The 24168-nt window shown below is 60.7% G+C and carries 26 protein-coding genes and 1 pseudogene; 19 read left to right on the top strand and 8 right to left on the bottom strand.

Features of this window, described 5'->3' with window-relative positions; genetic code table 11:
- The first annotated feature begins 6 nt into the window (after positions 1 to 6).
- The 3 genes from AC0V7N_RS28560 (at position 7) to AC0V7N_RS28550 (ending at position 1987) form a co-directional block, all read left to right on the top strand.
- Positions 7 to 456, top strand: a complete 450-nt coding sequence (locus AC0V7N_RS28560) for a DNA polymerase III subunit chi (protein WP_475451543.1) — start codon at positions 7 to 9, stop codon at positions 454 to 456.
- 101 nt (positions 457 to 557) lie between these two features.
- Positions 558 to 1664: an IS5 family transposase gene (locus AC0V7N_RS28555; RefSeq protein WP_475450046.1), complete on the top strand. Its 1107-nt coding sequence runs from the start codon at positions 558 to 560 to the stop codon at positions 1662 to 1664.
- On the top strand, positions 1661 to 1987 hold the full coding sequence (locus AC0V7N_RS28550; protein ID WP_475451542.1) for a hypothetical protein: 327 nt from the start codon (positions 1661 to 1663) through the stop codon (positions 1985 to 1987). Before AC0V7N_RS28555 ends, AC0V7N_RS28550 begins: the two co-directional genes overlap by 4 nt.
- Positions 1988 to 2021: 34 nt before the next feature.
- On the opposite strand, the gene AC0V7N_RS28545 is transcribed toward AC0V7N_RS28550, so the two are convergent.
- Positions 2022 to 2945 (bottom strand): glycoside hydrolase family 26 protein, encoded by a 924-nt coding sequence (locus tag AC0V7N_RS28545; protein WP_475451541.1) that lies wholly within the window; start codon positions 2943 to 2945, stop codon positions 2022 to 2024.
- A gap of 621 nt (positions 2946 to 3566) precedes the next feature.
- On the opposite strand from AC0V7N_RS28545, the gene AC0V7N_RS28540 reads away from it, so the two are divergent.
- The 3 genes and pseudogenes from AC0V7N_RS28540 to pssA all read left to right on the top strand — a co-directional run bounded on the left by AC0V7N_RS28540 (position 3567) and on the right by pssA (position 8989).
- The gene (locus AC0V7N_RS28540) at positions 3567 to 5486 is read left to right on the top strand and encodes a glycosyltransferase family 2 protein (protein ID WP_496627434.1); all 1920 of its coding nucleotides are present in this window, start codon (positions 3567 to 3569) and stop codon (positions 5484 to 5486) included.
- Positions 5487 to 5759: 273 nt separating this feature from the next.
- Positions 5760 to 8159 (top strand): sulfatase-like hydrolase/transferase, encoded by a 2400-nt coding sequence (locus tag AC0V7N_RS28535; RefSeq protein WP_496627433.1) that lies wholly within the window; start codon positions 5760 to 5762, stop codon positions 8157 to 8159.
- 4 nt (positions 8160 to 8163) lie between these two features.
- Positions 8164 to 8989, top strand: a pseudogene (pssA, locus tag AC0V7N_RS28530) (CDP-diacylglycerol--serine O-phosphatidyltransferase).
- A 246-nt stretch (positions 8990 to 9235) separates the two neighbouring features.
- Here the strand turns inward: pssA and AC0V7N_RS28525 are convergent.
- A complete protein-coding gene (locus tag AC0V7N_RS28525; protein WP_475451539.1) occupies positions 9236 to 9412 on the bottom strand; it encodes a hypothetical protein in 177 nt (58 codons plus the stop codon).
- On the opposite strand from AC0V7N_RS28525, the gene AC0V7N_RS28520 reads away from it, so the two are divergent.
- From AC0V7N_RS28520 to AC0V7N_RS28510, 3 genes are all read left to right on the top strand, one after another.
- Complete coding sequence (locus tag AC0V7N_RS28520; RefSeq protein ID WP_475451538.1) at positions 9411 to 9722, top strand: hypothetical protein; 312 nt, start codon at positions 9411 to 9413, stop codon at positions 9720 to 9722. The genes AC0V7N_RS28525 and AC0V7N_RS28520 overlap by 2 nt on opposite strands.
- Positions 9723 to 10177: 455 nt before the next feature.
- The gene (locus tag AC0V7N_RS28515; protein ID WP_496628031.1) at positions 10178 to 10648 is read left to right on the top strand and encodes a DUF995 domain-containing protein; all 471 of its coding nucleotides are present in this window, start codon (positions 10178 to 10180) and stop codon (positions 10646 to 10648) included.
- A 428-nt stretch (positions 10649 to 11076) separates the two neighbouring features.
- Positions 11077 to 11499 carry a hypothetical protein gene (locus tag AC0V7N_RS28510; RefSeq protein ID WP_475451536.1) on the top strand — a complete coding sequence of 141 codons (423 nt, stop codon included), beginning with the start codon at positions 11077 to 11079 and terminating at the stop codon, positions 11497 to 11499.
- A 1-nt stretch (position 11500) separates the two neighbouring features.
- Here the strand turns inward: AC0V7N_RS28510 and galE are convergent, their stop codons facing one another.
- The 4 genes from galE to AC0V7N_RS28490 form a co-directional block, all read right to left on the bottom strand.
- Positions 11501 to 12532, bottom strand: a complete 1032-nt coding sequence (gene galE, locus AC0V7N_RS28505; RefSeq protein WP_475451535.1) for a UDP-glucose 4-epimerase GalE — start codon at positions 12530 to 12532, stop codon at positions 11501 to 11503.
- Entirely contained in the window at positions 12529 to 13569 is a 1041-nt protein-coding gene (locus tag AC0V7N_RS28500; protein WP_475451534.1) for a UDP-glucuronic acid decarboxylase family protein, read from the bottom strand. The genes galE and AC0V7N_RS28500 overlap by 4 nt, the downstream gene beginning before the upstream one ends.
- 801 nt (positions 13570 to 14370) lie before the next feature.
- Positions 14371 to 14532, bottom strand: a complete 162-nt coding sequence (locus AC0V7N_RS28495) for a hypothetical protein (protein ID WP_475451533.1) — start codon at positions 14530 to 14532, stop codon at positions 14371 to 14373.
- Positions 14533 to 14647: 115 nt separating this feature from the next.
- The gene (locus AC0V7N_RS28490) at positions 14648 to 15118 is read right to left on the bottom strand and encodes a carboxymuconolactone decarboxylase family protein (RefSeq protein ID WP_475451532.1); all 471 of its coding nucleotides are present in this window, start codon (positions 15116 to 15118) and stop codon (positions 14648 to 14650) included.
- A gap of 85 nt (positions 15119 to 15203) precedes the next feature.
- On the opposite strand from AC0V7N_RS28490, the gene AC0V7N_RS28485 reads away from it, so the two are divergent.
- From AC0V7N_RS28485 to AC0V7N_RS28475, 3 genes are all read left to right on the top strand, one after another.
- Entirely contained in the window at positions 15204 to 15773 is a 570-nt protein-coding gene (locus AC0V7N_RS28485) for a TetR family transcriptional regulator (RefSeq protein ID WP_496627432.1), read from the top strand.
- A 128-nt stretch (positions 15774 to 15901) separates the two neighbouring features.
- Positions 15902 to 16513 carry a hypothetical protein gene (locus AC0V7N_RS28480; protein ID WP_475451530.1) on the top strand — a complete coding sequence of 204 codons (612 nt, stop codon included), beginning with the start codon at positions 15902 to 15904 and terminating at the stop codon, positions 16511 to 16513.
- Positions 16510 to 17358 (top strand): 23S rRNA (adenine(2030)-N(6))-methyltransferase RlmJ, encoded by an 849-nt coding sequence (locus AC0V7N_RS28475; protein ID WP_475451529.1) that lies wholly within the window; start codon positions 16510 to 16512, stop codon positions 17356 to 17358. Before AC0V7N_RS28480 ends, AC0V7N_RS28475 begins: the two co-directional genes overlap by 4 nt.
- 31 nt (positions 17359 to 17389) lie before the next feature.
- On the opposite strand, the gene AC0V7N_RS28470 is transcribed toward AC0V7N_RS28475, so the two are convergent.
- Positions 17390 to 18271 (bottom strand): helix-turn-helix domain-containing protein, encoded by an 882-nt coding sequence (locus tag AC0V7N_RS28470; protein WP_496627431.1) that lies wholly within the window; start codon positions 18269 to 18271, stop codon positions 17390 to 17392.
- A gap of 50 nt (positions 18272 to 18321) precedes the next feature.
- Here AC0V7N_RS28470 and AC0V7N_RS28465 point away from each other — a divergent pair, with 50 nt between their 5' ends.
- The 6 genes from AC0V7N_RS28465 to AC0V7N_RS28440 all read left to right on the top strand — a co-directional run bounded on the left by AC0V7N_RS28465 (position 18322) and on the right by AC0V7N_RS28440 (position 22754).
- Positions 18322 to 18744, top strand: coding sequence for a VOC family protein (locus tag AC0V7N_RS28465; protein ID WP_496627430.1), 423 nt, complete (start codon positions 18322 to 18324; stop codon positions 18742 to 18744).
- 137 nt (positions 18745 to 18881) lie between these two features.
- Complete coding sequence (locus tag AC0V7N_RS28460; protein ID WP_475451527.1) at positions 18882 to 19334, top strand: hypothetical protein; 453 nt, start codon at positions 18882 to 18884, stop codon at positions 19332 to 19334.
- 135 nt (positions 19335 to 19469) lie between these two features.
- Positions 19470 to 20051, top strand: coding sequence for a TetR/AcrR family transcriptional regulator (locus tag AC0V7N_RS28455; RefSeq protein WP_475451526.1), 582 nt, complete (start codon positions 19470 to 19472; stop codon positions 20049 to 20051).
- A complete protein-coding gene (locus tag AC0V7N_RS28450; RefSeq protein WP_475451524.1) occupies positions 20048 to 20884 on the top strand; it encodes an EamA family transporter in 837 nt (278 codons plus the stop codon). Before AC0V7N_RS28455 ends, AC0V7N_RS28450 begins: the two co-directional genes overlap by 4 nt.
- 5 nt (positions 20885 to 20889) lie before the next feature.
- The gene (locus AC0V7N_RS28445) at positions 20890 to 22062 is read left to right on the top strand and encodes an MFS transporter (RefSeq protein ID WP_475460531.1); all 1173 of its coding nucleotides are present in this window, start codon (positions 20890 to 20892) and stop codon (positions 22060 to 22062) included.
- A 77-nt stretch (positions 22063 to 22139) separates the two neighbouring features.
- Entirely contained in the window at positions 22140 to 22754 is a 615-nt protein-coding gene (locus AC0V7N_RS28440) for a LysE family translocator (protein ID WP_475451523.1), read from the top strand.
- 15 nt (positions 22755 to 22769) lie between these two features.
- Here the strand turns inward: AC0V7N_RS28440 and AC0V7N_RS28435 are convergent, their stop codons facing one another.
- The gene (locus AC0V7N_RS28435; protein ID WP_475451522.1) at positions 22770 to 23081 is read right to left on the bottom strand and encodes a transcriptional regulator; all 312 of its coding nucleotides are present in this window, start codon (positions 23079 to 23081) and stop codon (positions 22770 to 22772) included.
- 611 nt (positions 23082 to 23692) lie between these two features.
- Between AC0V7N_RS28435 and AC0V7N_RS28430 the strand changes: the two genes are divergently transcribed.
- Positions 23693 to 24043 (top strand): hypothetical protein, encoded by a 351-nt coding sequence (locus tag AC0V7N_RS28430; RefSeq protein ID WP_475451521.1) that lies wholly within the window; start codon positions 23693 to 23695, stop codon positions 24041 to 24043.
- Positions 24044 to 24168 lie beyond the last annotated feature (125 nt).

The raw sequence follows: 24168 nt of genomic DNA, 5'->3' as shown, positions 1-24168 counted from the left end.
TCATCCATGGCCGACGTGCTGTTCTACCATCTGACCGAATCGACGCTGGAGGAGGCGCTGCCGGGGCTGCTCGAGCGCAGCGTCGATCGCGGCTGGCGCGCGGTGGTGCAGACCGGCAGCGAGGAACGGCGTGACGCGCTCGACCAGCATCTGTGGACCTTCCGCGACGATTCGTTCCTGGCGCACGCGACCGATCGCGAGGCTTATCCCGGCGAGCAGCCTATCCTGTTGACCACCGGCGACGGCAATCCCAACGAGGCCAGGATAAGGTTCCTGGTCGACGGCGCGGTGCCCCCTGAGCTCAGCGGCTACGAGCGTGCCGTGTTCCTGTTCGACGGCCATGACGCCGCCCAGGTCGAGGCGGCGAGGGGGCATTGGAAGACGATGAAGGACGCGGGCCACGCCGTGACCTACTGGCAGCAGACATCAGACCGCCGTTGGGAGCGCAAGGCTTAGCGCGATGCTTGGGACGCAGACCTAGCAGGTTGTTGAAGAAGTACTGGCGCGGCTGTTTGGAGCGTGATTCACTGCTCCCCGGATGATTTGGGGATTTGTGGATGCGCGGCTCAGACGAACGGACAGGTTCGCTGTTTTCGTATGTCGACCTTGAGGCGCGGGTTCGCCGCGACCATCCGCTGCGGGTGATACGAGAGATCGTGAACGCCGCTCTTGTGGAGATGGACGGCGATTTTGCGGTGCTTTATCCGCCCGGACTCGGCCGCCCGTCGATCGCGCCGGAACGTTTGCTGCGTGCGATGCTGCTGCAGGCCTTCTACGGCATTCGCTCGGAGCGTCAGTTGATGGAGCGGATGGAGTTTGATCTTCTGTTCCGCTGGTTCGTGGGGCTTGGTGTAGACGAGCCGGCCTGGGATCATTCGAGCTTCACCAAGAACCGGGATCGGCTGCTGGAAGGTGAGATCGCGGCAAAGTTTCTGCGCGCGGTGCTTGCTCAGCCAAAGGTGAAGCGGCTTTTGTCGTCGGACCACTTCTCGGTGGATGGGACGCTGATCGAGGCCTGGGCTTCGATCAAGAGCTTCCGCCGCAAGGACGGGGACGACAACGACCCGGATGGAGCGGGCCGTAACGCCGAGCGCGGCTTCCACAAGGAGAAGCGCTCCAACGACACACATCAGAGCACGAGCGACCCGCAGGCACGGCTCTACAAGAAGGGCGACGGGCAGCCGGCGAAGCTCTGCTACATGGGGCATGCGCTGATGGAGAACCGTCATGGGCTGGCGGTCGATGGCGGCATTACCCAAGCGACAGGTACGGGCGAACGTGATGCCGCGCTCGCCATGTTGGATCGCAGACCGTCGCGGCGGCGCATCACACTGGGTGCGGACAAGGCGTATGACGTGCGCGCTTTCATCAAGGATCTGCGCGAGCGCAAGGTCACGCCGCATATCGCCGTCGACGGCCATCTGAGCAAAACCGGCAAGCCTCGCGTGACGGCGGTCGATGGCCGCACGCGTCGCCACGCCGGCTATGCGGTCAGCCAGCGCCGCCGCAAGCGGATTGAGGAGGTGTTCGGTTGGATCAAGGCCTCGGCCGGCATGGCCAAAGTCAAGCTGCGAGGATGCGCCCGTGTGGGCGCGGCCTTCACCTTGAACCTGGCGGCCTACAATCTGATCCGCTTGCCCAAGCTGCTGGCAGCGCCGATATGAGCCTCACCGGCCGCTGGCGGATCGTCGCGATGCCCGACTATGTCGAGAACTATCGCGACATGATGGAGGCCGCCTACATTGAGTTCGCGGCCGACGGCTCCGGCGAATTCGCCTTCGGCTGCGTCACTGGGCAGATCTTCGGCGCGGGCGACGGCAACAATGCCGCCTTCTCCTGGCAAGGCAATGACGAAATGGACGAAGCCCAAGGCAATGGCTGGGCCGAAATCCAACCAGACGGCTCCATCAGTGGACAAATCTGCTTCCATGGCGGTGACGAAGCAGACTTCGTCGCCCGCAAGTGGACTTCTTCAACAGCCTGCTAGAGCAGTTCACCGTTTCACGGAAACGGCAACCGGCTTAGGGCAGGACATGCTGGGTAACCCTCCAGTCGGGCAGCCCATAGCCGCCCAGCCATGGCCACACTTCCTTCTGGTTGAAGTAGACGACCGACGTCAGGGCCGGGAATTCCGAATAGGACTTGCGGGAATCGGCCGCCCATTGCGAAACATATTCCTGCTTCCCGACATAGCCGAGTTCCGCCACTTCGATCGGCTTGTTGAAACCCGCGACGCGGTCGTAGCCTGGCTTCAGCATCTCGGCGAACGTACGGTCACGACCGGCCTCGTTATTGTCCTTTGTCTGCAGGCCGAACACCGACAGGCCGATGACGTCGACGTAGTCGTCGCCAGGGTAGTATTTCTCCAGACCCTCTTCACCTTTGGGCGACCACATGTATTTGGCGGCCGGAGCAGCCTTGCGGCAGAGATCGACCTCGCGCTTGTAGGCGGCGATCCAATCCTTGGGGGCCCAGTTGGCCCATGTGAAGCGACCGTTCTTGTCCTCCATTTCCTGCGCCCAGCGAATGGTGACGGGGCTCTTCATGGCCCCCACCAGGTTGCAGATTGCCTGCATGTTGGCGTCATACTTGCCGCTCAAAATGCCGTCGCGCAGTTCGTTCGGGGTGATGCGCCAGTCCTTCGACCAGGTCCAAGGCTCGATGGTGATCAAGAGCGACCGGTTTCGCTGAAGGGCGTAGGCATCGGCCAAGGGGAGGGTCGCCAGATCGACGTCTTCCCAAGGCAGGAACAACTCCTCGATGCTGGCAGTCTTGTCGGCGCTGAAGTCGCCGTAGGGATCATAGGATCCGAACGCCGACGCGGCGCTGCTCGTCTGAACGGGATCCGTCGCGGCTGTCGAGCCGGCGCCTGCCGAAATCGGGAACGCTGCGCTTCCGCCCAAAGCCAACGCGATTGCAAGTGCACTTGCCGCATAGTTTTTCATGTTTGTTCTCCCATCGCCTGAACTTCCCGCGGAAGTCAAAGCGTCGCCTCTGCGCATCGATGTATACTCGATGCGACTGCCCAAGACCGATCGGCTCAGTTGGGGGAATCTGTGGGATTTCGGAGCGATTGGTGGGTGTGTGACCCATCGCACAAAACCCACCTGACAATTATCTCTCAAGGCACCGACACAAGGGCTACGAAGAGAGATTTCGCCGCGATACTCACAAATTCGCGTCAACATCCCGATATATCATCCCTGGCTAATTTAAGAGCCGGTCGGGACCAAGAGTCAAGTGCAATTAACGGTTGCTTAACCATGGCTCGCAACATGGTTAACGCGCCCCTTGGGGCCATGACGGTTTGTTGGGATCTGCCCCTCCCGTCGGCGAATTCTCCAACGAAAGATTTTACCGGCACGCCATTTCAGAGCGGGTGGGTGGAGAGCGTCCCATGGAATTCGTGCTGCGATTCAAGGCGTTAAGTTAACCAGTTCTCAAGGAGCATAGTTAACGAACACTTAATTTAGTTGACTCTAAAGAGGCCCGGGCAGATTCTGGAGCAGGGTTTGAAGGTCGTTGGCCGTTGTTTGGCTGACGTTTAGTGTGGCGGCGGTACGTGTATGAGTATTTCCTCGGCAGGAACCATCAGCGGTAAGACCAGGCCGAGACGGCGGCCCGCAGCGCCTCTGGCACAGGCGGCGGAGCTGGCCAAGGCGGCGGAGCTGGCCAAGGCGGCGGAGAAGGCTCCTTTTCTCGTGCCCGTCCTGTCGGTTACCCAGCAGCGTATCTGGAGGCTGGGACTGGCTTGCTGGTCAGTCACGTTCGGGTTTTTCTGGTTCTGGTGGCTGCAGCCCGAGCACGTCGAACACATCTTTCCATACATGTTGGCGACGCTCACGCTCATATGGCTGACATTCATGCCGATGTATTTTCTCTTGAACGTGCATGCGATGAAAAAACCGTCCAGGCTTCACACGATCCCGAAGCATGCGCGGGTCGCGATGGTGGTGACCAAGGCTCCGTCCGAACCGTTTTCTGTGGTCGCGCGAACCCTCGAGGCAATGCTGGCGCAGGACTATCCGCATGACACCTGGCTGGCCGACGAGGACCCATCCGAGGAAACGATCGCCTGGTGCGATGCCCACAATGTCATGGTTTCGACGCGGCGCGGGCGAGAAGATTATCACCGCAAGGTGTGGCCGCGCCGGACGCGCTGCAAAGAGGGGAACCTAGCGTTCTTCTACGACCATTATGGTTATGAACGCTACGACTTCGTCGCCCAGATGGATGCCGACCACGTACCGACACCGTCCTATCTCAGGGAAATTCTGGTCGCTTTTGCCGACCCTGCGGTCGGCTATGTCTCGGCGCCGAGCATTTGCGACAACAATGCCGCCGAGAGTTGGTCGGCGCGGGGACGGCTGTTTCCGGAGGGGATGTTCCACGGCCCCCTGCAGTCCGGCCACACGGGCGACGGAACGCCGCTCTGCATCGGCTCGCATTATGCGGTGCGCACAGCCGCGCTCAAGCAAATCGGCGGCCTTGGCCCGGAATTGGCCGAGGACCACTCGACTTCCATGCTGTTCATTGCGGCCGGATGGCGCGGCGTGCACGCCATTGACGCCATCGCCCATGGCGATGGGCCCCAGACTTTTGCCGATCTTGTCACGCAGGAATTCCAGTGGTCCCGAAGCCTGATGACGATCATGCTCCAATACTCACCCATCTATCTTTCCAAACTGACACCGCGGCTCAAGTTTCAGTTCTTGTTTCGGCAGCTTTGGTATCCGCTGTTCGCCCTGTTCTCGCTGCTGATGTATGTCATGCCGATCTATGCACTTTTGTCGGGGCAGAGCTTCGCTAACGTGACTTATACCGATTTCCTTTGTTACTATGCGCCGAATTCGACAGCCTTGATTATCCTCGTAGTGCTCCTGAGAGCCTTCGGTTTGGCACGTCCTCTCACCGCCAGGACGATCAGTTGGGAAGGAACGTTGTTCTCCTTCTTTGCGCGTTGGCCGTGGGTGCTGGCGGGCACGCTGTCGTCGATTCGTGATTATCTGACCAGGTCATTCGTCGATTTTCGGGTTACCCCCAAAGGCAGCGGCCCGAAAAATCTCCTGCCTGCCCGCGTTATCGTTCCCTATGCGGCGCTTGCGATCGGGGCTTCACTGCCGGTCCTTCTTGTCGAGCGCGCCTCCGACGCCACCGGCTTCTACTGGTTTGCTGCCTTCAATGCGTTCATCTACGGCTTGCTCGTGGTCCTGATCATCGCCAGGCACCTCCTGGAAAACAGAATTTCACTGCGCCGTAATGTCGCGAAACTTGCCTTGCAGGCCTTGCTGGCCAGTGTCGCGCTCTCCGTCCCGGGCGCTGCGTTTTATGACCGCGGCCTGGAAGGCATATATGGCCTGCAGCAGGGTGCAGGCAGTGTGCGCATAGTTAGCGTGGCCTATCCGGTCTCGGGCGCTGGCCGTGGGGGGATCGGAACACGCACGTTCCATTTTGACCCCGGCTGGGATCAAGCAACGGTCAGATAGTCGGATAGTTGGGTCGGAAGAGCGGAGCGAACTCACAATCTCGGACCGATCGCCAAACAACGCGCTGCAAGGCACGGGGATGACGCCTCGACCGCAGGAGATTGAAGGCAGCGGCTGATTGGAGATTTTCAGTCGCTTTGCCGGGGGGGGCAAATCCGGCACCCAGCAAATGCCAGTGGGGCTTGAGATGGCAGCGCGAGCACTTGCTCGTCGCCTCACTGGGCCAGATATTTGTTCTTCGATGTACACGCGAGTCATGCACGGATAGGGCAGATGGAATCCAAGACACAGCCAAGTTCCTTTCGCTACATGCGCTTCTTCCGCGCAAGCGTGCTGATCATTTGTACTGCCATGTTCTCCTGGCTGCTTCTGGGTATCTATCGAAGCTTCATCATCGACCCGCAAACGACGCTGCAGGGACTTTCGGCGTCCATCCCAAGCGGAATAGCCGCGAGCTACTACGACCTGGTTTTCGTTGTGTTCCTGACGGCGGCAGCCTTGGTTCTGCTTTTCCTGGCGAGGGCCAGCCGCCTCGGCACCGGCGTCGTCGTCACAATATTCTACATAGCTATCCTTGTGTCGCTGTGTTGGGGGTTTGCCAACATCAATCTCGTCAAGATGTTGAGCGAGCCGTTCACCTTCCAATGGCTGGTCTATGGCGACTTCCTGCAGAACGCCGACGCCAAGAACGCAATAGGCGACGCGCTCAAGCCAAAGGATTTTGCGGTTTCGTCCATCTCAATCGTTATGGTGCTGGTCCTGGGGTACGCTGCAGCGAGGCTATGCTTGCGGCTGGGGGCAACCGGCCGCACGATATTCCTGGGCGCGCTAGTCCTGTGCGTTGCCGCGGCACTGTTCGGTACCGGACGCTATCTGCAGGCAGCGGCCCTGCCGGCGGCAAAAGTCGAAAATCCGATTGTGCATTTTGTTGAATCCGCCTTGCTCAAGCCTACGCCGGTCGTCTTCACCATGAAAGTCGACGCCAACGACCCAGACGTCGCCAGCGTTGGGGAGCGTCCGGCGGAGACCTCCAGTTTTAAGGCGCCATCGCCAAATCCGATAAAGAACGTGCTGGTCTTCATGATGGAATCGGTGCCATCCCGATACATCGAGACGTTTGGCGGAAAGTATCCAGTGACGCCAAATATAAAAAGTTACGCGAGCGATTCCTTGCGTTTCGACAATATATACGCACACACGCCTTCCACTAACTATTCGATATTTTCTTTGTTCAGCTCGCTATACAACGACATATCCTACTACGGCATGACCGCGAGCCATCCGGATCTACCGCTGAATTCGATATCCAACACTCTGACCGCGAGCGGCTTTCGCACCGGCTTCTTCTGGAGCGCGGATTCACGATTCCAGCGCGTGGATGAGTTTCTGCTCAACAAGGGGCTGGATGTCATCCAGGACTATCGTGGGCAGAAATGCACCATTCCCACATTCAAGCTCAGCTCGGAAGAATGGAAGAATTTCGACTACAACAGCGATCTCTGCACGGCCCAATCCGTCATTAATTGGGTGAATGAGGATGCGGAAAATCCATTTTTCGCTGTCATGTTCACGGCGATGACCCACTACCCCTATTTCACGGACAGCGAACAGGTTCACTATTCAGATGACGAGAAGTTCAACGCCTACCTCAATGCTCTGAAGATCGGCGACCAGGCGCTCGGGCAGATACTTGATTCGCTCAAGCAATCCGGCAAACTCGATTCCACGCTCGTGGTCATACTTGGCGATCACGGCGAAGCGTTTGGAGAGCACGGAAATTACGTCCATGCCAGCGCTCTCTACGAAGAAAACATCCATATTCCCCTTATCATGATCAACAAGCAGCTCTTTCATGATGACGTCGCGCATTCTGTCGGTGGAATTATCGATATAGCTCCAACCATCCTCGATATACTCGGCCTTCCGCTACCGAAGCCGTGGCAAGGCCACAGCCTGTTCAGCGAGCAGCGGCCGAACAAGACATTCTTCTTCATCCCGTGGAGCGGGTTCCAGTTCGGCTACCGCGAGAATGATCGAAAGGTCATCTTCAACGCGTCCACCGGCAAGATCGAAGAGTATGACCTCAAGGCGGACCCCACGGAAAAGGTCAATCTTGTCAAGGACGGCACGCGCGACCATAGCGAACTGCTGCGGCCCATCGCCGGATGGGTACAGTCGCAGAAGCGGCGCGTGGCGGATATGGTCGCTGAGGCAGAGAAAAACGCGGCACGTTGCCGGATCGCCAGCCTTGAGGTTGACGCCACCGGCACCAGCTTTGAAGGGCCACCTCGGCTCGACGTCCTGGTGGACGGGAAGCCGGTTGGACAGATTGAAGTCGAGGGGGTGGAAAGCAAAGCGATCACAGCCGAATCCATCGTGGCGGAGTTGAAGGCAGCGTCCGCTCACACAGTGTCATTCCGCTTCGATCTCAGCGCCGTGCCAAATCCGCACAAGATCGAACTGCGCTACGCCAATGATCTCTGGGCCGGGCTGGGCAAGGCGGGCGATCGCAACCTGTTCGTCAGGAGTATCAAGGTAAACGGCCAGGTGGTGCCGAAGAGCAAGTTGCATGTCGACAACAAAGCCGTCGGCTTCATTGACGACAGCGGGACCAGCATGTTCAACAATGGCTCGCTGTGGGTCAGCGGCCCGTTTGTCGAGGGGTGCATATAGCGCCATGGGTATCTTGAAGCGGGTCGCATCGTTTCCACATTTCGAACCGCACCGCAGTGGCGGGCCTCGCATTCGGGAGGTTCCGCCACGGATGGTGTTGCCCAGCCTGATCACCGTGCTGGCGATCTGCGCCGGTCTTTCAGCAATCCGGCTTGCATTCGACAGCCATTTCGAAGCCGCCGTCAGCCTGATACTGCTCGCCTGTCTGCTGGATGGGATCGACGGCCGGCTTGCCCGCGCGCTTCATGCGACCTCGCGTTTTGGCGCTGAGATAGATTCGCTCGCTGATATTGTGAATTTCGGCGTGGCTCCGGCGCTCGTGCTCCACGCCTTCCTGCTTCATGACGCTGGCCCGCTTGGCTGGATTGCCGCGGTCATCTTCGCCATCGCATGCGGGTTGCGCCTGGCGCGGTTCAATGTCCTTGCCGGAACAGGACACGAAAGGGGAAATTGGCAGGCCGAATACTTTGTTGGCGTCCCCCGCGCCGGCAGGCGCCCTGCTCGTGCTTCTGCCGATGTACCTGGTGCTCAGCGGCCTGGAACCGGATCGAACATTTGCCCTGCTGAGCAGCGGCTACACGATCATGGTCGCATATCTGCTGGTCAGTAGGATGCCTGTTTTTTCCGGGAAGGGTATAGGTGGCCGTATCCCGCTTTTTATCGCGATCATGGTGATGTCCGGCCTGCTGGGTTACGCCATGCTGCTGTTCAACTACGCATGGTACACCCTGACCGCCTCGGCGCTAGCATATCTTGTTTTCTTGCCTTTCAGCGCCCTCGCATATTCGCGACGGGCGCGCATCGAGGATGAAAGAAAGACCTCTGCGTGATCGCGGCATTACTTCGCCTGCGCCGCTTGCCGGAATGTGAATTGCAAAATTCGCTGTGATGCTCACATCGGCCGACTTATGGACGGCTGTCTTGCGGCCCGATCATCCATTCCGGCACATCAGACAATGATTGCATTTTAATAATATCCGATCGAGCGCTGAAAGGCGGCACTGACCATGCCGTTTGCGCGAATTTTAATAAGTATCCTCTAATATTCGGACATGATGTGAGTGGCGATTGGTCGCTCACGCGGCGCGGAAGACACCAAAGAAAAATATCTCCGCGTCCAATCGACTTGCATTTCTCGGCAGGGGATAGGTGATGAACAAGTTCATGAGGGGTTTGGCTGCCAAGGGCAGAAAGAATGCCTGGTCTATAGCTGCCGTTGCATTGATCTCGATGGTTTCCGGTTGCCAGAGCATGGACGCAACCACGACTGGCTCACTCGCCGGCAAGCCTGCGGTGCATGCGCCGGTCAAGAAGATTCACTACATCGGCAAGAAGCGGAGTCATGTGTTCAACCGCAAGCGCCTCATGCAGACGACCAGCGTGACGCGCACGACCGAAACGGCCTACGCCGCCTTCGTGCGGCCGCAGCGGGCCAGGATCGTGACGCCGGCGCCGATCAAGGTTTCTTACAAGCTGGGCGATGGCGGCCCATTCCTCGGTCATTCGCCCTGGATCTGCGGTCCGAGCGGATTTGGCCAGCGCGCGGCTTGCCGCGCTCGCTAGCAGGAGTTCGGCGGGGACTGGAATCCGGACGCGAGAGGGGAGGCGGTGCGGGCCGCGCATCCACCCCTCGCGCCCGGATTTCCATTCGCGCCGATACCAATCGACGAACGCCTCGGATCCCACTTCGATCGGCTCTCGTGGCTTGACGTCGAAGTCTCACCTCGGCCCGTGTTTTTGGGGCTTGTCGACCCTCAGCCTGAAGCACTTCGGTACGGCGCAAAAGGTTGACATCGGTCTTTACCCGGCTGTTAATGCTCGTAGCCAGTTGCCGACCGCGCGGCCTGGGTCGTGATCATGTCGGCGCTACGCTGGATCGAGATGCGAAAACCGAAATGCGACCGCTGATTGTGCCGACAGCTTCAACCGGATTCCCCTGGCCTCGTGCAGGTAGAGAACGCGCCCAGTCTGCCAGGCGCATATGGCTTGTGCCTCTGCTGGTCGTTTGTGGCCAGTTGGTGCTGGCCGGAGCGGCTCACGCGACCGACGAAAAGAAGCCGAAGCCTACGGAAGCAGCCGCCACCGTGCCGACGGCTTTTGATCTGCAGCTTCTCTACACCGACCGCACATGGCTATGGAAAGACGGAGCGGCCTATTTCGGAAAGGCCGGCCGACCCCTCCGGGCCTGGACCTCGGGGCAGGATTCAGCCTCGGTCGCCGAGGGCAGGTGGCTGGTGACCAAAGACGGCCAGATGTGCATGGAAGTCGCCTGGCGGTCCAAGAGCTACAAGGGCAAGCTGCAGCGCACCTGCTACAGCCACCGCATCAAGGGCGGGACCATTGAGCAGCGCAAGGACCCGGGTGGGGAATGGTACAGTTTTAAGCGAACTCCCGAGGACCCTTCCGACGAATACCGGAAATTCGTAGCGGGCGACACCAAGGGCGCGCAGTTCGAAGAGACCCGCAAGCTGATCGATTCCAAAAATTAGGTCGTGTCTCGGCCACACTGAGCTCACAGTAGCTTGTGGCATGCTTGCATGAGCGTTGGCACAGTCCGCATTGCGCGATCCGCTCCAGACCCATCGCGGCGGTAAAGCAGACCCCAAATCCGTCCCTGATTTGACAGGGGGCTGCCTTTGCCGGCGCCTGTCAAGGACCTTGCGAATCGCCTATGGTGAAGCATCAAGCGGTTCGGCTGGAACCGTCGGCGCGCCGACCGCCGATTGATCGCATTCAATTGCATCTGACGGACGACGAGACGGTGCGCTTACCCTAGGGTTTTCATTAAATTTAATAATTAGTGATGTCTAATGTTCATGCGTGATGTGCGAGTGGTTGCCCACGCGGCGTGGAAGCGACGGAGGCATAGTATGTCGCAACACGCCCTTGGCTTATACTTGATAACAAGGGACACATGATGAACAAATCCGCAGTGGGCGCATTTCGCCCAAGCAAAAATATAGTATCTATTGTTGCGGTTATGGCGATGATCTCTGCGATTGCAGGCTGCCAGGGTATGGATGCGACCGAAACCAATTCGGTCTTCATCAAGCCTGTGGTCCACCCGGTGCGCGTCAAGCCCGTGGCCCAGTCGGTCTACGCCATGTCCACGGTTCATTCGCTCAGAATCGAGCCTCAGATTCTGATGACGAGCGCGGTACAAACGACTGAAAGCGATTACGCTTTTGCATCACCACAGCGGATCAGGGTTCGCACGCCGGGGCCAGTGAAAGTCGCTTTCACTCCTGGCGATGATGGTCTGTTGCTGGGCGGTTCGCCTTATATCTGCAGCCCCAGCGGATTTGGCCAACGCGCAAGCTGCCACCCCCGCTATCTCTGATCTAGCGAGCAGCGACAGATGCTGCCGCCTCGCTTGGCGGCAGTTTCACCGATTTTGTCTGCAGCCCGAAGAATGGCGCCGCCGTCCTGACGATCGTGTCGATGTCGGAGAGCTGCGGTACGAAGCCAAGCTGCGCGCGCGCCTTGCCCGGATCGGCATAGAGTTCGGCCGGGTCTCCCGGGCGCCGAGCCTTGAAGACGGCCGGAACCGGTCTTGAGGTTATCCGGCTGACCGCCTGTACGATCTCCTTGATGGATACGCCTCGCCCGGTGCCAAGGTTGACCGCCAGGCTTTGTCCGCCGCCCTCGAGGTGTTGGAGCGCTTTCAGGTGGGCGCGGACCAGGTCGCTGACGTGGATATAGTCGCGCACGCAGGTGCCGTCCGGCGTATCGTAGTCCGTGCCGAAGACCTCGATTTCGTCGATGATGCCAGACGCCGCCATCAGCACCCTGGGAACCAGATGCGTTTCTGGCGAATGCCACTCGCCGAGCTCGCCGTCAGGATCGGCGCCGCAGGCATTGAAATAGCGCAGGATTGCGAATTTCATCCCATAGGCCGACGCATAGTCGCCAATGATCTGTTCGCCCATCAGCTTGGTGCGCCCGTAAGGGCTGATCGGGTTTTGCGAGGAGGTCTCGCGAACGGGCAACGCTTCCGGCACGCCGTAGGTTGCGCAGCTGCTGGAGAAGATGATGTTTTCAATGGCGTGCGCGCGTGCGGCGTCGAGCACGGCGATGGTGCCGGCCACATTGGTCGAATAATAGTCGGCGGGCTCGTGAACGGATTCCCCGACATAGGCCAGTGCCGCGAAGTGGATGACCGACGTCGGCCGGTACGTCCCGATCGCCTCCCGCAGCGCATCCCGGTCGCGGATATCGCCGACGACAAGCGGACCCCAGGCGACGGATTTCCGGTTGCCGCGGCACAGATTGTCGAAAGCCACGGGCAGATAGCCGGCGGCGGCTAGCAGCTTGCAGGTGTGACTGCCGATGAAGCCCGCTCCGCCTGTTACCAGGATCGCCGGTCGGCTCATGAAGCCGCGGCCCCCGTGATCATCCGGCTGCCGTAGAGCAGGGTGTCGAAATAGTCGACAGTGTGCGCGAGCCCCTGGGCCAGGTTGATCCTCGGCTCCCAGCCGAGATTGTCCCTGGCGAAGGAAATATCCGGTTTGCGCTGCCTGGGATCGTCGACTGGCAGCGGCCGATGCACGATCTTCGATCTGGAGTTGGTGTAGCCAACGACCAACGTCGCGAGTTCCATGATGGTGAATTCGCCGGGATTACCAAGATTGACCGGATGGGCAGGCGCACGCGGCGTATTCATCAGCCGCATGAAGCCCTCGATCAGGTCGTCGGCATAACAGAAGGAGCGGGTCTGCAGGCCGCTGCCATAGACGGTCAGGTCTTCGCCGCGCAGGGCCTGGACGATGAAGTTCGAGACCACGCGCCCGTCATCGGGCTGCATGCGGCGACCGTAGGTGTTGAAGATACGGGCAACGCGGATGTCGAGCCCATATGTCCGCGAATAGTCGAAGAACAGGGTTTCGGCCGAACGTTTGCCTTCATCATAGCAGGACCGCGGTCCATGCGTGTTGACGTTGCCGAAATAGCTCTCGGGCTGCGGGTGCACGAACGGGTCGCCATAGACCTCCGAAGTCGAGGCCTGGAAGATCTTGGCGTTGTTCCGGCGCGCGAGCTCCAGAAGGTTCAGCGCACCGAGCACGCTCGTCTTGAACGTATGGATCGGGTCTGCCTGATAGTGCGGCGGAGAGGCAGGGCAGGCGAGATTGTAAATCTCGTCGCACTCAAGGCCCACAGGCAGCGGATCGACAATGTCGTGCTCGATGCAGGTGAACCTGGGATTGCGCAGAAGGGCATTGAGATTGTATTTTTTTCCGGTGTGGAAATTGTCCAGCGCGACGACGTCATACCCATCCCGCAACAGCCGTTCGCACAGATGCGACCCCAGGAAGCCCGCGCCTCCGGCAACCAGGGCGCGACGTCGTTTTTGGTCGGGCTCCCTTTGACCGTTTCCGGATCCCAGTTTTAGAACCTTGATGACCTTGCTCATGCTTTCCCCTTACGCAACGCGCACGCTACCGCCGAGCCGGGACAAACAGTCCGGCCACGCCTTCAGAACGTGACAAACCCTCCGCATCCGCGGATTCGCCAACATGATGTGCGTTAATTGTTCTCTGGGTTCGCCGGGCTGGTGCTACACGGCTTTTACGTGCCGCTGCTCACACCCGTATCCACACCCCAAAATCGCGATCACGCGCTCGGTGCCATCATCGTCGATTGCTCGCCCAAATTGCACATCCCAACGCATTGAAAATATACCTGTGGAAATCATAGTCAACTAAATTAGCAATCGGTTAACTACAACATTTTGCGAATGGTTAACCCTTGGGTCGGTTTGGGCCCGCAACGCCGGACTGTGAGGCTCGAAGAGGATACTCTTTTCAAATCAACAGTTTGGATCGGCCATTTGACGAAGTGTCAGGGGCTTGGCGCCTGGGGATGCGGAGGCCACCACTCCATTGCGCATCTCGGCATGTATCCCAGGAAATATGCTTAAATGAAAACCGCCTGGATGATCCATGGCGGACGTCAAATTTTCAAAGTGCAACTAGATTGTTGGCCAAAAACACTCGGGCTACAAACATAAACGTCCGGGTGTAAATATTTTGCCAATATTTCTTTATGGAAAGAGGATGCATCGCATCCGGCTATAGTGGAGAAGAAGCCGAGAGCGAAAAGATGAACGAAAAACCGCGTCGTAAAGGCGGGATTCAATCGCGATTTTATTCCACCGCACTGTTCGCAGGCTCTGCGCATAAGGGCCTCTCGTTCGCGTGGCGCGGATCACCGGTCATTTTTGCCGGAAAACGCCCACACGTCCATTCCATGCCGAAATATCGGTCATTTCTGCAATGGCATTGAGCGCATAGGTAGAGTGCATCGTCCATTGCGCGATCGCGTATGCGCGGAACGGCACCTCGACACAACTGGTGGCAAAAAATGCCTGAACCATGGGGCGGTTCGCAATCCGCGGGCCGTCCCCTGGCGAGTGCCGAGAAAACGGTCGCACTATCCTGTCGTCGATTGAGCATGGATCGAAGCGGTCGCCCGCTTCGGGCGCGAACAGCCTACTGCCCGCCCATCTCCTTCTTGAATGTGTCGAAATCGACCTGCATGCCATTGAAGATGGTGCTCCAGTGGCGGGTCAGCGCGGCCATCGCCACGGCCTCCTGGATTTCCTCGTCGGTGGCGCCGGCACGCTTGGCGTCCTGCGTATCCGACCAGATGCAATAGTTGCACGGAATCTGCGCCGCCACCGCCAGCGAGATCAGTGACTTGACCTTTGGCGGCAGCGCCGTCTTGTCGCTGAGTTCGATGGCCTTGACCTCCGCCCAGGCACCGGGCAGACCGGCTTTGGGAAACTGCTTCACAAAGCTCGGCACGCCGCCCATGGTCGACTGAATGTCCTTCAGGGTTGCATCATAGTCGTCGGCATGGACAGGTGCCGCGGCCAGTGTCAGCGCACAGCCGGCAGCGGCGAGCAAGCAAGCGTGGCGTATTGATGAAAGCACGGATGAAAGAATGCGATTGGCAGACATGACATTCTCCTCTGGTCTTTGTTAACCTTACGATGTAAGGTGATGTGGAAAATGAACCTTACAGTGTAAGTTTTCAAGCGACGCCATGGACTCATCGATAAAAAGAACCAGAACCCGTGGCCGGCTGTCGCGCGAGATGATCGAGGACGCGGCCTTCGAGGTGATCGAGAAGGAGGGGCTCGCCGGCTTTTCGATGCGCAAGCTGGCGGCGGCGCTCGGCTGCGAGGCGATGAGCATTTATCACCACTTTCCTTCGGTGGCGCATTTGCACGAAGCGCTGGTCGACCGGCTGGTCGGTGCGCTTGAAATGCCTGACGCCAGCCTGCCGTGGCGACAAAGGATGCGCATCGCCATCGAGGATTTTCGCCGCATCGGCCGCGACCATCCGGCCTATGCCACTTTCTTCGTGACTTACCGCATGAACTCGCCGACCTGCCTTGCCTGGTTGAACGGCGTTATCGGCCTGTTCAGGGATGGCGGCTTCGACGCCGAGCTCAGCGCGCGGCTGTTTCGTGCCGTCGGCTATTATCTGATGGGCGCGGTGCTGGACGAAAACGCAGGCTATGCCAAGGGGCCGTCGGCGGTGAACACAGTCAGCGACGAGCAATTGGCCCGGGATTTTCCAAATGTCATGGCCGCCGGGCGTTTTTTTTAGCACCGCCGAATTCGACAAGACATTCGAGCTTGGCCTAGACATGCTGCTGGACGAGATGGAACGCCTGCGCGACGGCGCCAACGCAAGCTAGTTGTCCAGCAAAGGTGCGATACAAGGTGACTGTCTGAATGCGCTTTCTGTTTGTCCTGATCCTGCTCGCCGGCACCGGCGTCGGCCTCATCTATCCCTGGGCGATGACCAATTTTTCCGGCCGTGAGATCGGCTCCTGGCGGGTCTATGAGCAAGGCCGCTTCAAGCCGTTGACCGTGTCGCTCTCCGGCCGTGATGCACCGGTGCGGGTGTTGGTCGACCTCACTGCGCGGGCCGAACGCATCGTTTCGCAGCAGCGCACGGTGTTGACGCTGACCGCCGCCAGCAATGGCCGCACGGTGCTTGCCTCGACGTTGCAGTTCAACCATGTCGACAACCCGCGCCAGGTCAGCCCGCAGCTGCCCGACAAGATCTTTCGCGATGAAGGCGGCGTGATCGCGACCGTCAGTCCCGGCCCTTATGTTTTCACCGTTGGCCCGGGTGATGCCGAAGACATTCCGATACGCGCGGTCGACCTCGTCCTGCGCTCCGGTGTCGGCGAAACCGACCGGCGTGCGCGGCCGGTCGGCTTCTCCTTGATGGCGATCGGTTTGATCGGCTTCCTGCTCTCGTTGCGTTCTGGTGGCGGCCGGCCGGACAACCCGAACTCGCAACCGCCGCCGCCGCGCTGGGGCAGGGGAGCCAAGTGAACTATCGCCACGCCTACCACGCCGGAAATTTCGCCGACGTCGTCAAGCATGTCGTGCTGACGCGCCTGCTCGAGTATCTGAAGCAGAAGGACAAGGCGTTTCGCGTCGTCGACACCCATGCCGGCATTGGCCGCTACGATCTGTCCTCACTGGAGGCGCAGAAGACCGGCGAGTGGCAGGGCGGCATCGGCAGGCTGATCGACGCCTCGTTCGCCGCGCCGGTGGCGGCACTGCTGGCGCCCTATCTGGAGGCGGTGCGGTCGCTCAATCCTGAGGGTGGCATCCAGAAATATCCGGGCTCGCCGCTGATCGCACGGCATCTGATGCGCAAGCAGGACCGGCTGTCGGCGATCGAACTGCATCCCAAGGATGCGGCGAAGCTGAGGACACTGTTTGCCGGTGATTTTCAGGCCCGCATCATCGAGCTCGATGGCTGGCTGGCGCTCGGCGCCCATTTGCCGCCGAAGGAAAAGCGTGGCCTGGTGCTCATCGATCCGCCCTTCGAGGAAGCGGGTGAGTTCGACCGCCTCGTCGACGGGCTCGTAACGGCGCACAAGCGCTGGCCGGGCGGCATCTACGCGCTCTGGTATCCGATCAAGGATCGCAGGGCGATCATCGCCTTCAGGAAGGCGCTGAAGCAATCCGGCATCCCGAAAATCCTCGACATAGAATTCGAGATCAGGCCGGCCTCTTCTGAGCCCAGCCTCGACGGCAGCGGCATGGTGGTGGTCAACCCGCCCTTCACGCTCGAAGGCGAATTGCGAACCGTGTTGCCAGCACTGCACAAAGTGCTCGCCGTGGAAAAGCCGGCGCACTGGTCGCTGGAATGGCTGGCCGGAGAGTAGGCCGGCATGGCTTCGGCTGCCTCGGCCGAGGCTATGCTCCGGTGGCAGCCAGCGCGGCCGGCGTGATACTGGATAGCCGCCTGCTTTCTCGTATCAGATGGGCCTGGTCCGCATAGCCGGCCTCGATCGCTAAGACCGCGGTCGAGGTATTGCTGGATGCCTGTCGCAGGCGCTTGAAGCGGTGGAAGCGCAGGATCCGGTCAAGCGTCTTCGGGCCGTAGCCGAAACTTTCGTCGAAACGCCGCCGCAGCGTTCGTTCGCTCATATACAGGGAGCGCAAGAGGAAAGGCACCAGCGGCTTGTCGGCTGGCAGACCTCGGTCGATAATGTCAAAGGCAAAGCCCATGACCGCATCGGGCACACGGTGGTCTTGCCCGTATGCGCCGATTGCCTCCTCCAATTGTCTCACCAGCTTGGCGAGATCGGGCGTGGCCTGGATGCGGCCTGCCAGATGCCGCGCCCTCGTGCCCCAAAGCTCGCTGAGATCAAGGCGTTCTCCGACGATCTGGTTGGCCGGCATGCCCAGCCAACCGGCGGCCGCCCCTGGCCGGAATCTGAACCCGACGATCGTCGCTCCTGACGGCAGTATTTCGATCTGCGGCTCCCGGTCCGGTCCCGCGACCCGGAAGCGGCCGTCGATCCACTGCAGGTCGATCGTCGCATCCGGCGTTATCACGACGGGTGGAGCGTCCTGGTCCCGCATGCGGTGGACCCAGATGGACGCGAAAGCGGCACTCAGCCGCTTCTCTGCAGGCCGTTCCTGGAAAAAGCCGGTGGTCTGCGCCAGTACCGCTTCCATCCCTTCAGCCTTTGTCAGTCCGCTCGGCCCATGGTCTTCGAGGCCATTTTGGCCGAAATCTTCAAGGCGTGCCGCTCCCGCCATGGCAAACCGAACGAAGCCTTTCGGTGCCATTCGATGTCACCGACATCGCACCGTCGTGAATATAGAAAGGACAGACCAAAATGAAAGCTCGCATCAGTGTCATCACGCTTGGTGTCGATAGTCTGGAAGCGTCGCTCGAATTCTACCGAAACGGCCTCGGGCTTCCGACAGAAGGCATCATCGGCAAGGAGTTCGAGCACGGCGCCGTCGCCTTCTTCGATCTGCAGGGTGGCTTGAAGTTCGCGATCTTCGAACGCGCCAACATCGCTCTTGACGCCGGCATCGCCCAAACCGGCCGCAGCCCGACCGAGTTCACCATCGGTCACAATGTCACGAGCGAGGCCGAGGTCGATGCCGTGATGGCACAGGCGATCAGCGCTGGCGCGCGCCTCGTCAAGCCGGCGCAAGATACGTTCTGGGGTGGCTATGCCGGCTATTTCCAGGATCCGGATGACCATCTCTGGGAAGTCGTCTTCAACCCCGCCTTTCTTCCCGAGGACTGATCCTTGAGAGGAACGCGTAGCCGGTAGGTACGTTGGTGGATGCTCCAGCTCGTTTCTGGAAACCATTGTTTCGGCAACCGCTTGACCGCCGCCAAGCGAATCCGCACAGTGGGCGTAACCGACCTTGAGAGGCTGTCATGACTCGCTTCGCCAAATCCGCACTTGCCGCCCTGATTTCGCTCTGCACCCCGCTTGCCGCGCCTCTCGGTATCACCCAGGCGGTGCAGGCGGCCGACCTCAGCGTCTATTCCGACGACGATGGCGGCGTCTGCGGCCAGCCTTGGGTGCTGAGCAAGATTTCCAGCCGCTTCTCCTACCAGGTGCATCACGTGCCGCATCTGCCGGATGTGCAGATCACCGATTTCCGGCGCATCCACCAGCACCGCTATCTGCCGGCCAACGACATCTGGCCGATCGGCCGCCGCTATTGCGGCGCCACCGTCAGTCTCTCCGATGGGCGCGACCGGACCATCTGGTATCTGATCGAGGAAGGCCAGGGCTTTGCCTCGATCGGCGACAATGTCGAATTCTGTGTCTCGGGCTTCGACCGCTGGATGGTCTATAACGGCCGTTGCCGCGTCCTGCGCTAGACGCAGCTTTCCGATTATCGATTTCCTCTAACGCCTGCGGCTCGATCAGCCGCAGGCGCTTTTCCGTGCCGTGTTGACAGCTGGCGCGATCCATCGCATAAATTAGACAGACCTGTCTCATCACTTGGACGCGCCATGACACCGTCACCTCCCTCCGACAAACGCCAGCATGTCGTCGAAACGGCCTATGCACTGTTCAAGCGCGGGGGCTTCCATGCCACCGGCATCGACCGGATCATCGCCGAAGCCGACGTGGCCAAGATGACGATGTACCGGCATTTCCCCAGCAAGGACGAGCTGATCGTAGCGGTGCTCGACTATCGCGCCAGGCGCTTTGACGATCAGCTCGAGCAGCTTGCCCAGAAGAGCATCACTCCGGAACAGAAGATCGCCGAGATATTCGACTGGCATGGGCGCTGGTTCCGCAGTCCGGATTTCCACGGCTGCCTGTTCGCGCATGCGCTGGCCGAGTTCGGTGATCCCCGGCATCCGGTGTTCGAGGCTGTCGCCCGGCAGAAGAATGGCTTGAGGCAGCGCATGCAGTCGATCCTCGCGCAGGTGATGCCGCGCGGGCGGGCCGAAAACGTGGCGGCGACGCTGTTGATGCTGATCGAGGGTGCCACCCTTATGGCGCAGATGGGGCAGGCGGACACCGCCCTTCGTGAAGCCCGCAAGGCCGCCCTGGATATCGTCGCTGCCTCGCGCAGGCCGCAATGAGCCCGCCGGTCATCGGCCTCGCGCTCTTCGCGGCGATCCTGCACGCAAGCTGGAACGCTTTCCTGCGAACCGGCGCCGACAGGTTGTGGACCGTCACCGTGATGAGCTTCTCCAGCACGGCGTTGGCCATTCCGCTGGCAATCTTCAACGGTTTTCCAGCCACATCGGCCTGGCCCTATGTCGGGCTCTCGGCCTGCCTGCAGGTCGGCTACAGCGTGTTTCTGGTGGCCGCCTACAGATATGGCGAATTGGGACAGGTCTACCCGATTGTTCGCGGCAGCGTGCCTCTGCTCGTCACCCTTGGCGGCTTCCTGCTCGCCGGCCAGCAACTCACCGCTCTGGAGACCGTCGGCGTTGCCCTGGTCGGTGGCGGCATCATGGGCCTTTCACTCGGACGAGGAAGGGCTGCCACGACGTCGATCCTTTATGCGCTGGCAACGGGGGCAATCATCGCCGCCTATGCGACGGTCGATGCCATCGGCGTGCGTATGGCAGGCAATGTCGGCGCCTACACAGCCTGGGTCCTGCTCGCCTATGGCGCCTTGCTGCCGGCGACCTTCGTCGCCAGTCGTGGCCGGCTCGTTGTCGACCCGCGGGCGCCGGAGACCTGGAAGGCACTCGGCGGCGGACTGTTCGCGCTTCTCGCCTATGGCGTCGTGGTGGCGGCCTTCGCGCTCGGGCCTGCCGGTCCGATCACAGCGATCCGCGAGACCAGCGTCGTCTTCGCGGCCTTCATCGGCCGGCTGTTTCTCGGCGAGACGCTGACGCCCCGGCGGGTCGGCGCCTGCGCTGTCGTCGCGCTCGGCGCCATCTGCCTCGGTTATCAATCGTGACGGAAATGCATACGCCTGCCGGCACGCGCAGCCCTACGATCGACAAAGGTCTGCTTGCCATACTCGCGATTGCCGCGGGCCTGACCGTGGCCAACAACTACTACAACCAGGCGATGCTCGGCCTGCTGGCACACCAGTTCGCTCTGTCCGCCGGCGCGGTGTCAGTGCTTCCCGTCGTGACGCAACTGGGCAACGTCGCTGGCATCCTGTTTCTGGCGCCGCTCGGCGATCGGCTCGATCGGCGTTCCCTCATCCTGGCGACGACAGCGGCGCTGGTCGTCGCTCTTGTCGTTGCCGCACTGGCGCCCAGCTTTGTCTGGCTGGTCGTCGCCGGCATCGGCATTGGTCTCTTCGCCACGGTCACGCAGCAGATAGTGCCGCTCGCCGTGCATCTGGCGGCGCCGCATGAGCGCGGCCGTGTGCTTGGCATCGTCACCGGCGGCATCCTCGTCGGCATCCTGCTTGCCCGCACCGTCAGCGGCTTCATCTCCGACATATGGGGATGGCAGGCTGTCTTCGCGGCCGCCGCAGCATTGATGCTTGCCACCGGCGCGGCACTCGCTTGGCGTCTGCCGCGCGTCGAGCCGGTCACTGATCTGAGTTATGGCAGGCTGCTCGGCTCGCTGTGGACGCTGCTGCGCACGCACCGCATCCTGCGCCAGGCGATCGTCGTGCAGGCGCTGATCTTCGCCGCCTTCATCGGCTTCTGGTCGACGCTCGCTCTTGCCTTCGAAGCAGCCCCCTATCATTTCGGCGCCACGGCTGTGGGCCTGATGGCACTGGTCGGTGTCGCCGGCGCGCTTGCGGCTCCGCTCGCCGGCCGCTTCGCCGACCGGCGCGGGCCTGATCTCATCGTTTCGATCGGCGCCGGCCTGGTGGTCGCCGCCTTCGCCATCCTTGGCCTGTTCCAGGGATCGCTGGCGGCGATGATCGTCGGCGTGTTGATCCTCGATCTCGGCGTGCAGTCGTCGCAGGTCGCCAATCAGGCGCGCATCCATGCTCTGGATCCGGCAGCCCGCAGCCGCCTGAACACCATCTTCATGGCGACGATGATTCTCGGCGGCGCCTGCGGCTCGGGTCTTGCAGGGCTTGCCTATTCGGCGTGGGGCTGGAGCGGTACCTGCCTGTTCGGCGCGGCATCCGCCGCGACCGCGCTGTTGGTGTCACGAAGGCCGTGAATTTTTCGGGCTATCGCCGGCAGGCAAATCGGCTAACCTGAACACCCGAGAGCAACGCATCACTTTCGGGAGTCTTCATGGACCTTGCCACCATCCTTGCCTTCGCGGCCGCCTTCTTCGTGTTCGCCGCCAGCCCAGGCCCCGACAACATGACGATCGTCGCCCGCACGATCTCCAGCGGTGCGGCGTCGGGCATCGCCTACGGTGCCGGCACGGTGGTCGGCATCCTCATCTTCCTGATGCTCGCTGCCTTCGGCCTGTCGATCATCGCCGCCAAGATGGCGATCGTCATGACGGTGCTTCGCTATGGCGGAGCGGCCTATCTGATCTGGATGGGCATCAGGCTGTGGACGGCCGCGCCCGTCGTGCCGGAACTGCAGCCCGTCTCCGGGCGGCGCGGACTAATGACGATCTTTGCCACCGGTGTCGCGCTCAATCTCGGCAATCCGAAAATGCCGCTGTTCTATGTGGCGCTGTTACCCAACGTCGTCGGCGCCTCGCTCACTTCGGCTCATCTCGGCATCCTCGTCGCGGTGATCCTGGCTGTCGAGATCGTGGTGATCGGCGGGCATGTCGTTCTCGCCGGCCGCGCCCGCAATCTGTTGCGCACGCCCAGGATCGTGCGCCGGGTCAACCGCGCGGCGGGCGGCGTGATGATCGGCGCCGGCGTTGCCGTTGTCGCCACGCGTTGAGGGCGGATCGCGGCGCTATTTCCTGCGTTGCACCGCCTCGGCCTGATCGATGATCTTGCGAAGATAAGCAATGTGGCCGCGAAAGGCCCGCCGCCCGATCGTTGTTGCCTTGATCCGGGTCTGCGGCCGTCGCCCGACGAAAAGCTTTTCGACATCGACATAGCCCGCTCTGGCCAGCGTATCGATGTGCGCCCCGAGATTTCCGTCAGTGGTTTCGATCATGACCTTCAACTGGCTGAACTCCAGCGCCTCGCGCCTTTCCAGTGTGTTCAGGGCGGCCATGATCCTGAGCCTTGTGCTCTGGTGGATGATGTCGTCGGCGCTCATCGATGGCTCCGATGCGGCAAAGCCTTGGGCCGTCGTCATATGGCTCGGCAACCTCGGCGGCGATGGCTCCTATGCAGAATACTCTGCTATGCAGAGTATTCTGTCAACTTGTCAGCAGTTGACGGAGGCATGCTTGACAAGGTGATCGTCAGATCGGTCGTCGCGTCGCGCTCGTGATCCGCATGGATCATTCGTCTGCAGGAAGATGATTGCCTCGATGAGGTGGCAGGTCATGATATTCACGGCCGACGATCATGCGTAAAGCTGCTCGCTAGTCTTCGGAGTTTGATGGTGGGCTGGCATCGAGAATTCCGGTGTCAAATTGCTGGCGATGCCAGAAGATCAGCGACGGATTTTTTCGATGATGAGTGTGATCGCGTCTCGATCTCAACGAAAATTTAAGCTGACAAAATCATACCATTGCTTCGCTGGCTAGCGAGCCGCGAGTCAGATATGCATTGCGCGCCGGGGTCATTCACGGCCATCGGCATAACGTGAAGGGGCATGACATGGCTAAGCAGTCATCTAAAGCGCCGGCATCCAAAGCACCGGCAAAGAAAGCACCCGCAAAAGCAGTCGCGGCGAAGGCCGCAACAGCAGTGAAGAAAGCAGTGCCTGCGAAGGCGGCGGCAAAGCCCGCAGCGAAAGCAGCACCGGCCAAGAAGCCGGCAGCGGCCAAGGCTGTGGCGAAGCCCGCAGTGAAGAAGGCAGCGCCCGCTAAGGCAGCGGCAAAGCCCGCCGCCAAGGCAGCACCGGCCAAGAAGCCTGCAGCCAAGGCAGCGGCAAAACCCGCGGCCAAGAAGGCAGCGCCCGCCAAGGCTGCGGCAAAACCCGCCGCTAAGGCAGCAGCAAAGCCAGCCGTGAAAGCAGCAGCGGCCGCGACAAAGCCTGCGGTGAAGAAAGCCGCCGCGCCGAAGGCCAAGGCAGCGCCTGCGAAGGCGAAGGCTCCGGCCAAGAAGTAGACCGGTCGTTGGGGCGTCGCGTGTCCTTCGGGGCTCGGCAAGGACGCTCTGACGCACTGGATCGAAGCAAGTCCGGCAGCGGGTTCAGCCCTGAGGGCTGAACATCGGGATGGGACCGATGGGCA

Source organism: Mesorhizobium kamtschaticum (assembly GCF_056174585.1).
This window is presented reverse-complemented; position numbering and strand designations above follow the sequence as displayed.

Coding starts and splice junctions, on each gene's coding strand:
- AC0V7N_RS28440 (WP_475451523.1), top strand. CDS start 22,140: ATGGACCTTGCCACCATCCTTGCCTTCGCGGCCGCCTTCTTCGTGTTC.
- AC0V7N_RS28555 (WP_475450046.1), top strand. CDS start 558: ATGCGCGGCTCAGACGAACGGACAGGTTCGCTGTTTTCGTATGTCGAC.
- AC0V7N_RS28500 (WP_475451534.1), bottom strand. CDS start 13,569: ATGAGCAAGGTCATCAAGGTTCTAAAACTGGGATCCGGAAACGGTCAA.
- AC0V7N_RS28445 (WP_475460531.1), top strand. CDS start 20,890: ATGCATACGCCTGCCGGCACGCGCAGCCCTACGATCGACAAAGGTCTG.
- AC0V7N_RS28510 (WP_475451536.1), top strand. CDS start 11,077: ATGAACAAATCCGCAGTGGGCGCATTTCGCCCAAGCAAAAATATAGTA.
- AC0V7N_RS28485 (WP_496627432.1), top strand. CDS start 15,204: ATGGACTCATCGATAAAAAGAACCAGAACCCGTGGCCGGCTGTCGCGC.
- AC0V7N_RS28470 (WP_496627431.1), bottom strand. CDS start 18,271: ATGGCACCGAAAGGCTTCGTTCGGTTTGCCATGGCGGGAGCGGCACGC.
- AC0V7N_RS28495 (WP_475451533.1), bottom strand. CDS start 14,532: ATGGTTCAGGCATTTTTTGCCACCAGTTGTGTCGAGGTGCCGTTCCGC.
- AC0V7N_RS28465 (WP_496627430.1), top strand. CDS start 18,322: ATGAAAGCTCGCATCAGTGTCATCACGCTTGGTGTCGATAGTCTGGAA.
- AC0V7N_RS28535 (WP_496627433.1), top strand. CDS start 5,760: ATGGAATCCAAGACACAGCCAAGTTCCTTTCGCTACATGCGCTTCTTC.
- AC0V7N_RS28450 (WP_475451524.1), top strand. CDS start 20,048: ATGAGCCCGCCGGTCATCGGCCTCGCGCTCTTCGCGGCGATCCTGCAC.
- AC0V7N_RS28545 (WP_475451541.1), bottom strand. CDS start 2,945: ATGAAAAACTATGCGGCAAGTGCACTTGCAATCGCGTTGGCTTTGGGC.
- AC0V7N_RS28525 (WP_475451539.1), bottom strand. CDS start 9,412: ATGCTCTGGCAACCGGAAACCATCGAGATCAATGCAACGGCAGCTATA.
- AC0V7N_RS28540 (WP_496627434.1), top strand. CDS start 3,567: ATGAGTATTTCCTCGGCAGGAACCATCAGCGGTAAGACCAGGCCGAGA.
- AC0V7N_RS28550 (WP_475451542.1), top strand. CDS start 1,661: ATGAGCCTCACCGGCCGCTGGCGGATCGTCGCGATGCCCGACTATGTC.
- AC0V7N_RS28490 (WP_475451532.1), bottom strand. CDS start 15,118: ATGTCTGCCAATCGCATTCTTTCATCCGTGCTTTCATCAATACGCCAC.
- AC0V7N_RS28560 (WP_475451543.1), top strand. CDS start 7: ATGGCCGACGTGCTGTTCTACCATCTGACCGAATCGACGCTGGAGGAG.
- AC0V7N_RS28435 (WP_475451522.1), bottom strand. CDS start 23,081: ATGAGCGCCGACGACATCATCCACCAGAGCACAAGGCTCAGGATCATG.
- galE (WP_475451535.1), bottom strand. CDS start 12,532: ATGAGCCGACCGGCGATCCTGGTAACAGGCGGAGCGGGCTTCATCGGC.
- AC0V7N_RS28460 (WP_475451527.1), top strand. CDS start 18,882: ATGACTCGCTTCGCCAAATCCGCACTTGCCGCCCTGATTTCGCTCTGC.
- AC0V7N_RS28520 (WP_475451538.1), top strand. CDS start 9,411: ATGGACGCAACCACGACTGGCTCACTCGCCGGCAAGCCTGCGGTGCAT.
- AC0V7N_RS28480 (WP_475451530.1), top strand. CDS start 15,902: ATGCGCTTTCTGTTTGTCCTGATCCTGCTCGCCGGCACCGGCGTCGGC.
- AC0V7N_RS28455 (WP_475451526.1), top strand. CDS start 19,470: ATGACACCGTCACCTCCCTCCGACAAACGCCAGCATGTCGTCGAAACG.